The sequence below is a fragment of the Actinoalloteichus spitiensis RMV-1378 genome (assembly GCF_000239155.1).
In the GTDB taxonomy this organism is placed as follows: Bacteria; Actinomycetota; Actinomycetes; order Mycobacteriales; family Pseudonocardiaceae; genus Actinoalloteichus_B; species Actinoalloteichus_B spitiensis.
The window spans coordinates 1-1866 of the sequence record NZ_AGVX02000577.1 but is presented as its reverse complement, the minus strand read 5'-3'; the positions used below and the strand labels follow the sequence as shown (position 1 = coordinate 1866).

The window sequence follows — 1866 nt, the reverse complement described above, 5'->3', positions numbered from 1 at the left end:
CGGGAACGGCGGGGGTCGGGGTGACCAGCTCCCCGGACGGGGCGTCCCCGTGCTCGCGGGTGGCGGTGGAGCCTCCGGTTCCCGTTCCGATCGTTCCGGTTCAGCTGGTGGTCGACGCGTTGACCTGCGGGAACATCCGGTCCTGATTTCGTGGGCCGTCTGGGGGAGGGTGCGGCCGGGTCCGCCGCGTCCCGGCTTCCCGCTCTCCGGCTGCGCTGGTCCGGTCTCGGCCCTTCCGTGCCGGGCCTCGCCCTGGTGCGCTCAGCACCCCCGGCTGGGAGTGATGCCGGGAAGCGCTCACCCGACAGGGGCTCGAAGGACACCGATCGGGAATCGTTTCGAGATCTTTGCCCCTTGTTCATCACAGAAACCACACGTAATCTCCGGACTCAGCGAAGCGCGCTTCACACCATGTGGTGAATCAGTTACGGAACGCATTTCCTTGGTTCCGTTGCTGCCCTGGACAAAGGAGTGGCTGGATGTCCGCGTTCAAGCGCCGTGATCTGTTGGGTGGAGCACTCGCGCTCGCCGCCTTCGCCTCGGTCGGGCTGTCGTCGCAGGCGATGGCCGCCACCAACCGGCACCGGACCGGCGCACCCGGAGCGCCCAACCTCACCCCGGGGGACAAGGCCATCGCCGCCCGGGTGGACGCCCGGCGCGCGCTCGAGCACATCCGCCACCTCAGCGAGGACATCGGCCCCAGGATCGGTGGCACCGAGTCCGAGCACAGAGCCGCGGACTACGCCGCGCGTGTGTTCGGGGACCTCGGCTACCAGGTCACCCAGCAGCCGTTCGCGGTGGCGGACAAGTACCTGGCCGACGTGGTGCTGCCCGATGGGGAGCGCTGGCAGACCAGCGCCTCGGCGCAGGGACCGCTGGACGTCGAGGTCGAGGGGAGCGTCGTCGACGTCGGCGCGGGCACCCCGGCCGAGTACCCCGCCGGGTTCGCGGGTGGCCTGGTCCTGGTGGACCACACCACGGCCAACCGGGAGGCCCAGGTCCGGACCGCCGTGGAGCAGGGCGCCACCGGCGTGTTGCTGGTGGCGGCCTCGGCCACCCCCGACCGCAAGGCCGGCTGCTTCGTGCCCAGCCTCGCCAACCCGGTGCCGATCCCGGTGCTGGGGCTCGCCCAGGCGCACGGCGAGTGGCTGCGGCGTCGGCTGGCGGCGGGCCCGGTGCGGCTGCGCGCGGCCCTGACGCGGCATTCCGACCTCACCTCGTACAACGTCCTCGCCGAGCGGCCGGCGACGATCGGTTCTCCCGAGACCGCGCCGGTGGTGATGGTCACGGCCCACTACGACAGCGTGCCCGGCTCGCCGGGCGCCAACGACGACGGCAGCGGCACGGCGCTCTGCCTGGAACTCGCCCGGGTCTTCCGCAGCCTGCCCACCCAGCACACCGTCCGGTTCGCGCTCTGGGGGTCCGAGGAGCAGGGGCTCATCGGCTCCCGGTACTACGTCAACCAGCTCAGCGATGCCGAGGCGGCCAGGATCAGCGGGTGCTTCCAGAACGACATGGTCGCCACCAGCCACGACCCGGCCAACCGCTACTGGTTGTTGTCGGTCGACGGTGAGGACAACCTGACTACCCGGGGGGTCGCCGAGGCGGCGGCGCGGCTGGGGTACGTCCCCCAGGTCTCCGGTCCCACCGCGCGCGGGGCGAGCGACCACGTGCCGTTCCACGAGCGGGGTATCGCGGCGGCGAACTTCAGCTGGCGGGGAGAGGCGGGGCCAGCGCTGCTGGAGCCCATCTACCACACGCCAGAGGACACCATCGACCGCAACATCTCGCTGGAGCGCCTGCGGGTGTCGCTCGAGCTCGTGGGCGCGGCCACCTATGAGGTGGCCCGCTACCGGCGCTGACGCC

Annotated in this window: 1 protein-coding gene; it reads left to right on the top strand. The window is 71.7% G+C overall.

Annotated elements, in window-relative coordinates; genetic code table 11:
* The first annotated feature begins 479 nt into the window (after positions 1 to 479).
* Positions 480 to 1862, top strand: coding sequence for a M28 family peptidase (locus ACTIDRAF_RS0222000; protein WP_016700869.1), 1383 nt, complete (start codon positions 480 to 482; stop codon positions 1860 to 1862).
* Positions 1863 to 1866 lie beyond the last annotated feature (4 nt).

What these genes read in the sequence shown, in the direction of transcription:
- ACTIDRAF_RS0222000 (WP_016700869.1), top strand. Translation starts at nt 480, where the DNA reads ATGTCCGCGTTCAAGCGCCGTGATCTGTTGGGTGGAGCACTCGCGCTC.